Consider the following 7041-nt stretch of genomic DNA (forward strand, 5'->3'; position numbering starts at 1 on the left):
CAAGCAATTGAGGATCAAATAAAAAAAACAGCTTAAGACTTAACTTTTTTGTGTCCAAATTATTGACTCAAATCCAAAGAGCTTTTTATTGTTTAACTACCTATAAAATTGATTATGTTGACTAGAAATTACTGTTCTCTGTATATAAACTGTACATAACTAAGTATATTCAAAGGAGATGTCTCGTTTTGTTGGATTATATATGGATCGATGCAGATTTACCTATTTTGTCCCAATTACCTAATGACTTTAATTCTGCTGCTATTCTATTCCACCCTTTTATTCAAATGCCCTCTGGTTGGGAGAAATCAAAGAGGGCAAATACTTATCAGCATATATATCCTAGTGATGAGGAAATGCTTAAACTTGGAGAACCAATATCATGGAAAGAAGTAATGGCCAAATGTAATTTAAAATCCTACAAGGAACTATTCAAAGCGTTGCAACACCTTACTGGTGTGCCTAGTGATGAATATAAAAAATTAGCTCCTTATGTTAATTCTAATCCAGATTTTTATTACCCCGAAGAAGATCGTACATCGTTGTTTATACTAAATAGTTTAGTAGAGATCCTCTGTTCAAAAGGGGCAAATACTTTATATTTTTCTGAACCTATTCACGACACAAATGGTTCATTTAAAGTCAATGATATGTCATCTTTAGAAATAGCTAACTTATCTCCTAACGAGTCAATTATCACAGATGAAAATATGGATTTTGCATTTATGGGGATCTATGATTCGTTTATAACATTGCTTTTAGCTAAAGATACAAATATTGAGGATACAATTAAGTTTCTAAACCTTGAAGCTTTAATATGTGATAAAGAAACACAGCTTAAATCGTTTATTTAATAGGTACCAATAAGATACATTATGGTAACTATAAATGTACGACCCATACATGAGATAATAAGCACAAAAAACGTTAAAGGAGAAACGACTTTGAAAATAGAGAATCGGAGATTCGCAGAGAAAGCGTTAAGGCATTTACTTGTTGGTAGTCAAATGGATGGAATAAAGTTTGCGTCTGAGGTTTCCGCCATTTCATTAATCTTTACTCAGTATGATCGAAAAGAAGATGATGCATTCATTTTAACGATTGAAACAGCGTGGACGGTATATGAAGAGGTCCCACTTGTCTATCCATCTTCGGAGAGAGAAGTCCCCACACATACTGAAGAACAGCACTTTAAACATATTTGGGATGTTAAGAGACAAAAAATAGTGGATGTACATTTAGGTCATCGGTCGCCCCATCTAATCATTTCATTTGAATCAGGTAGCATTTTGTTTGTAAATGGTCATGATACGAACTATGAATGTTGGCAACTAGGTGATTATTGGGGAGGAAGCGACAATGAGTGGCTTTTAGTTGCCGTTCCAGGCGATGATATAGCTGTTTGGTCTCCTGAACACTTTGAATAAGCTCCTAGAAGCCGTATTATGTAAACTGAATTTGTATAATTTATACACTGAGTATCAAAGTGAAACTGATATAATAAATAGAACTTATAACATACATGGGAGAATTAAATATGGATTCTAAACAGTTATTTTTAAGAGAACTACATAGCATCATTAAGAAATATGCAGAAGTAGGGGAACAATTGAAACAGCCAGATAAACAATTATCCTGGGAGGAATTCGATTTAACTGAAGAAGAAATAAGTGCTTTAAATGCTCAAAAGTTTACTGACGAAAGTATTAGTGCAATTGAAAAAATCGTAAGAGATAATATTATGGGTGCTTTTCATAGTGCTTTTTGTTTACTAGATGGGGTAAGTGATCCTGTATCAGAGAACGAAGAAGATATATGCGTTGGTTTAAAGTTAGAAGAAAAACAAGACGACGATGAAGATGAAGAATTTTTACATGATGAACTGTATAGTTCATATTGGGATTGGCACGACTTAAATAATAAAGACAAATAGAGCAATAATAAAATTCTTTTAAGAAGTACTATAAGGTAATGAGAAAAGGAGACTCTTAAAGTGTTAAATATTAAGAACTTTCATTTGTTAAATAATCTTTCACCAGAATTTTCGTTATTAGATATGAAATACATCACAGAAATAAGGTATTTTATAGAATATAGCAACAATTTTTTGTTTGATGAAGAAAACAAAACTAATTTACATGTAATTTTTCTTTTACAACCTAAAGGGAATCATAACTTTTATGAAGTCAGTATGAATTTTTATGGAGTAGAAAATTTCAAACTATTTGCCAATGGCGGAGCTATACAGCTATCTATACTACAAATAATAGATATTAGTGATAGAAGTTGGGAAAACATTAGGTTTCAAGTAAGAGACGTAGAAAATGAAGATATCGACTTTTATTGTAACAGTATTGAAATTTTAAATGTTAAGGAATCACAGATTATTGATGGCTAATACATATATATTTAGATAGCCTTTCTACCGATAGAATGTTTTATGGAAACTAGGTATTTATAGAAACATTTAAGTTCCATTTTAAAGGCATGTTACAATTTGATTATAAAGAAAAGAGGTGGTCATCACGGAAGTTATGGACATCATCATTATGAGAGGAAAAGAAAGATTGGAAGTTTCTTTAGTAGTTAAATGAGAAAAGGGTACCTCGCTTTAATGGCATTGGATAAGGAAGTACCTTTTTAAAAAAACTTGAATTCTATATGACAAACAAAAGAGTAATCAGTGCTAAAATAGCCGGAAGTCCTTGTTTTATAATAATTGACTTGTTAGATGTAAAACCACCGTAAATAGCTGCTACCACTACACAAATTATAAAAAACAACTGAATCATATAACCAATTGAATTAAATCCAAGTATGAGCCCCCAAACGAGTCCTGCGGCTAAAAATCCATTATATAATCCTTGATTTGCAAACATAATAGCTACATTCCGATCTCCTTCCAAGTGCTTAGGTAACTGGAATGCTCGTTTTGCTACCTTCGAATGAATAAAAAACATTTCAAGAATCATAATGAATAAATGTTCTAATGCTACAATTCCAACTAAAATAGCTGAAAGTATCTCCATGCTTCATTCTCCTATTCTTTTTTCTGATTTTTCCCATCCATAACAACTCATGAATTAACTTAATGTATTTTTCTTAAGTAAAATCAATAACGCCTAAATTGGCTTATTTAGGTGCGTTTATTAGTTAAGTTTATAGAATAGATACCTTTCATTTTAAGTCCTTTTTAGATAATCTGCTTGTTCTTATTAGGTTAACTTATTGTTTAGTTAGAAATCCTCATTATTTAAAAAAAGTAACGAATCAATTGTCCCTTTTATTTTATATTCAAATGTTTACAAGTCAATACTGTTATCAATAAACCTTTTCATCAATAGTAAAGCCAATTTTGGTTTTACTATTGATGGGAAATAGAAAACTTTGCTGTTCACTCCCAGCAGCAATGTCCTCGAAACACTCTCGGTCATATAAGTGACAAGCATTCATGTATTGATGTGGAAATACAAGAGTTTTTCAAAACAAACAAAAGAAGTAAGGTCAAGACCGTCAGCTTCTTCTAGTGGCATTAGATCAATCTAACATAAGGAAATTACACATGGAAAACAAGAAAAGCCCTTAATTAGTTAAGGACTGAAAGGGCTCTTCTTGGCTACGAATAAGTAATGGCTTTATAGATGGAACCATCTAGTCCATTTTATCATGTATTCACCGTAAAAAAGTAATTTTTATCCTTTAAATAGAAAATCTTTAAAATGAATAAGACTAGTTAGAATCAACATTTAGGCTATGACGGCTAAACAGAAGAGATATAAAAAAACAAAGGGAACTAGTCGTTTCCTTAACGATAAAAAAGCGCTTCGTATAATTACGTAAGCGCTTTTATTTTTATTCTACATCTGTTAGGGGCCGATATTGTTCAGAGGTAATTAAATCACCTTCCATAAGAACATAAGGGTGTGTTTCCATCAAAATAGTTTGGAGATACTCCGGCATCCTTTCTGCTTTGTATGCACAAATTAACGGAAAGGAGAGTTTATTTACTGCATCATCCACGATTCTTTCAAAATCTTCAATGAGATGTAAGGGATCTTCCATCGTACTCCATTCTACATGTGCCCATGATCTAAAAGAAAGTTTATTTTCTAGATAGAGCTGTACACTCTTCTCAAAGTAAGCAAGAATAGCAGGAGGATGATAACTACCACTTGAATAATAGAAATCAAAGTTGTTTATACGATGGATTTTTTTCATTTGATCTGTTGTTAAGAGTGCTTTTAAATGGTTATGAATAAAAGGATAAAAACGGTCATTTTCAATAAGAAGAATGCAATCTCCAGCAAGAATCCCCTCTTGAATATAACTTACAGCTTGTTGTATATACGTTTCTTGCTGGTCATAAGAATACAGTATATGAACACTCTTTTGTTCTGCAAACAACTGATTCATTTTACTTTTTAACATACAATCCCTTCTTTCTTCTCGCTTTCTCATTATACGTGAATTATGTATCTAGAATACAGTGGTATTTTATTGAATTTTCAAAAAAATAATAAAAGTGCAGAAAGTTCACTTTTTAAATACTTCTCTAAATTCCGTACCTAAGGGAAACCTTGTTAAATTAAGGTTGTATAAAAAGCTGTATGTTCCGTAAATATAGAACTCAACAAACCCCACGTGGCACAAGTGGTTCTATTTATTCTGTGTACAGGAAGAGTGATTATGTTAACTAAGGATATATATCTTAAGCTTAAAACCACAAAAGATTCCTTACAATTCCTGTTATATCAAGTAAATAAATTATGTGGTTTAATAAATTAAAAAAACTTTTAAAAGAAGTACATTATGGGGGTTACAGCAAAGAATTTATTGTTATTTATTTTATGGGGAGGTTTAAGTGCCCTTATTTTTCAATTAGTCTCTCCTTCAAGCCTTTTAGTTCAATGTATACTTATATTTTTTATTGGATCTATTGGAGAATATTTAGGAAATTATCTAAGAAGCACACGTGAAAAATGGATAAGATAAAATACTCTTATTTAAAAAGGTTTGACTACTGATAATACGTTTTATGGTAACTAAAGAAATATACATTATTACAGTTAAAAAGCAAAAACCCCCTTCTCTCTAAGGCGGTTTTAGCTCTTACGTGACTTTATCCAATGACACCTTTTGGCATCTTGGTTAGTATGCTCCAATTACGATTCTTTCATTCACATAAAATTAAAAGAGACCTGTAGACCAGGCCCTCTTGTTACCTTTTTTCCTTTTCAATATAAAAATCTGGGTGTTGATAGTTCTTCTCTAAAAAGGTTTTCTGTTCTTTTTCAGCAAGCTTATTATTTTCAACAGTATTGATATAAGCATCATAAGTGGCGAAGTCATAAAGGGAAGGGAAAAACAGTAACCATTCTGCATTTAATACGTTAGTAGCCTTTCGGATTTCGCCTAAAAAGAGAAGAGAAATAGCTTCAAGAAGATGAGAATAGTAAAAGAAAACAACCGTCCAAGTAACGATAAAAAAAGCAACGATTATTCGATGAATATAAAGCTGACCTAAACCTGGCATAAATAAAGACCATACGATAGACATAAGAGGATTTCTTTTATCCAAGTAGTTAATCTCCATAGATCCTATACTAAAGGAATTAAAGGTGTGATTTTCTCTTTCAGCTAAGACATATATTTTATTTAAATCAACTGTCGTTCGATAACTATCCCATATGGCAAAGATATAAACCGGAATATAAATGAGAAGCCATCTAGTGTTTAGTGACTCTTTGGCCATGTCTATGTCTCCTTGAAAGGAATGAATCATAGCCACGTTTATATTAGACTGAAGGTTAATAACAACCTCCCAAATAAATAAAACAAAGCCTCTAAGATATTTGGATAAAAGTAAATGTCCAAAACCGGGAAAAGCTGCTGACCACCAAGCTATGATGTAAGGATTTCTTAAGTGAATTTGAGTGGTTCCAAATATACTAACGTGGGCTATATAGCGTCTTGCCGTATTATCATTTTTATAATTGTCCATATATGTTCTCCTATGGAATTGTTATAGGATTGGGAAAATGTATTTTACATCTTTAATCCATAATTAACATACTGTAATATATTTATTCCGTTTTCCACATTTGAAATAGCTAAAAAACCTTCATGAAACAAAAAGGTTTCTTAGCTATTTATAAAATCTTTTCATAATTTCTCTAGAACACTTAATTAATCATAATATTCCGTCTTTTAACTACAATTTGTAAACGCTATCATATATACTATATTTAGGTTGTATAGCACGCGTGGCTATCAACGTATGTGGCGTAGGCGGAGCCAGTACAGAATGGAAAGTGCTTATCATATAAACATCAGTTGTTAATTTATATGTATAAAAGATTGCTAGTTAGGCAATAATTAAGAATAAGAGCATGAACAAAGGGGGGAAAACGATTGAGCAAACAACAGGGTTTCTCTACATTTATTAAAGAAGAACGTTTTGACTTACATTCGTACCTTACCTATTTATTTATCAATGAGTGCCAGGAGAATGCAGTAAATGAGTTAGAAAAGGAACATGTAAGTCAATAAATTTTAAATGTTGAAAGGATTACGAATTATGGAAGAAAAAAGGTGTAGGTGACTTGATCTTTCTCAATGGAAGGAACAAGTCGCCTATTTGTGTTTCGTCTAGACATTCATTGTGTTAAAAAGCGAATATCTCTACTTCGTATAACTCTCTATTATATCTTCTTACCTTTAAGTGTGTTATTGAAAATACAATAATTAAATATAAATTCCATAATAATTTATGTTTAGTATTATTTAAACAAATTAATTATCAATCTAATTAATTATAAATTTTATATCATTTAAAGAAGTAAACATATAAAGTTTGTTATTAAAATTAAAGTTGTACTATTTACTTAATATGACGACAAATACGAAGTTTTTCTACAAGGTATGTAATAGTTAACACTATTTTTAATAAAATGCGTTAACTATTACTTTGGAGTTAGTATAGTTTCATGGACACCATTTAATTAAGTCCTTACAATGACTTTTGAGAGGATGTGTCCGAAA

General features: G+C 31.2%; 8 protein-coding genes. 5 read left to right on the top strand and 3 right to left on the bottom strand.

Going from position 1 to position 7041, the window contains the following annotated elements; all coding sequences use genetic code 11:
* The first annotated feature begins 188 nt into the window (after positions 1-188).
* The 4 genes from ACFX4E_RS28130 to ACFX4E_RS28145 all read left to right on the top strand — a co-directional run bounded on the left by ACFX4E_RS28130 (position 189) and on the right by ACFX4E_RS28145 (position 2398).
* Positions 189-854, top strand: a complete 666-nt coding sequence (locus ACFX4E_RS28130; protein WP_377238885.1) for a DUF2711 family protein — start codon at positions 189-191, stop codon at positions 852-854.
* Between the two features lie 90 nt (positions 855-944).
* Positions 945-1427 carry a hypothetical protein gene (locus ACFX4E_RS28135; RefSeq protein ID WP_377238884.1) on the top strand — a complete coding sequence of 161 codons (483 nt, stop codon included), beginning with the start codon at positions 945-947 and terminating at the stop codon, positions 1425-1427.
* A gap of 110 nt (positions 1428-1537) precedes the next feature.
* Positions 1538-1933, top strand: a complete 396-nt coding sequence (locus ACFX4E_RS28140; RefSeq protein ID WP_377238883.1) for a hypothetical protein — start codon at positions 1538-1540, stop codon at positions 1931-1933.
* A 60-nt stretch (positions 1934-1993) separates the two neighbouring features.
* Complete coding sequence (locus ACFX4E_RS28145) at positions 1994-2398, top strand: hypothetical protein (RefSeq protein ID WP_098332337.1); 405 nt, start codon at positions 1994-1996, stop codon at positions 2396-2398.
* Positions 2399-2657: 259 nt separating this feature from the next.
* Here ACFX4E_RS28145 and ACFX4E_RS28150 read toward each other — a convergent pair whose 3' ends face one another.
* From ACFX4E_RS28150 to ACFX4E_RS28160, 3 genes are all read right to left on the bottom strand, one after another.
* Positions 2658-3029, bottom strand: a complete 372-nt coding sequence (locus ACFX4E_RS28150; RefSeq protein ID WP_028408082.1) for a DUF1304 domain-containing protein — start codon at positions 3027-3029, stop codon at positions 2658-2660.
* Between the two features lie 823 nt (positions 3030-3852).
* Positions 3853-4428, bottom strand: coding sequence for an MEDS domain-containing protein (locus tag ACFX4E_RS28155; RefSeq protein ID WP_028408083.1), 576 nt, complete (start codon positions 4426-4428; stop codon positions 3853-3855).
* 790 nt (positions 4429-5218) lie between these two features.
* Positions 5219-6001, bottom strand: a complete 783-nt coding sequence (locus ACFX4E_RS28160) for a hypothetical protein (protein ID WP_377238882.1) — start codon at positions 5999-6001, stop codon at positions 5219-5221.
* Positions 6002-6411: 410 nt separating this feature from the next.
* Between ACFX4E_RS28160 and ACFX4E_RS28165 the strand changes: the two genes are divergently transcribed.
* Positions 6412-6549, top strand: coding sequence for a hypothetical protein (locus ACFX4E_RS28165; RefSeq protein WP_169305217.1), 138 nt, complete (start codon positions 6412-6414; stop codon positions 6547-6549).
* Positions 6550-7041 lie beyond the last annotated feature (492 nt).

The organism is Priestia sp. YIM B13491, assembly GCF_042787605.1.
GTDB classification, from domain to species: Bacteria; Bacillota; Bacilli; order Bacillales; family Bacillaceae_H; genus Priestia; species Priestia megaterium_E.

Coding starts and splice junctions, on each gene's coding strand:
- ACFX4E_RS28160 (WP_377238882.1), bottom strand. CDS start 6,001: ATGGACAATTATAAAAATGATAATACGGCAAGACGCTATATAGCCCAC.
- ACFX4E_RS28155 (WP_028408083.1), bottom strand. CDS start 4,428: ATGTTAAAAAGTAAAATGAATCAGTTGTTTGCAGAACAAAAGAGTGTT.
- ACFX4E_RS28140 (WP_377238883.1), top strand. CDS start 1,538: ATGGATTCTAAACAGTTATTTTTAAGAGAACTACATAGCATCATTAAG.
- ACFX4E_RS28150 (WP_028408082.1), bottom strand. CDS start 3,029: ATGGAGATACTTTCAGCTATTTTAGTTGGAATTGTAGCATTAGAACAT.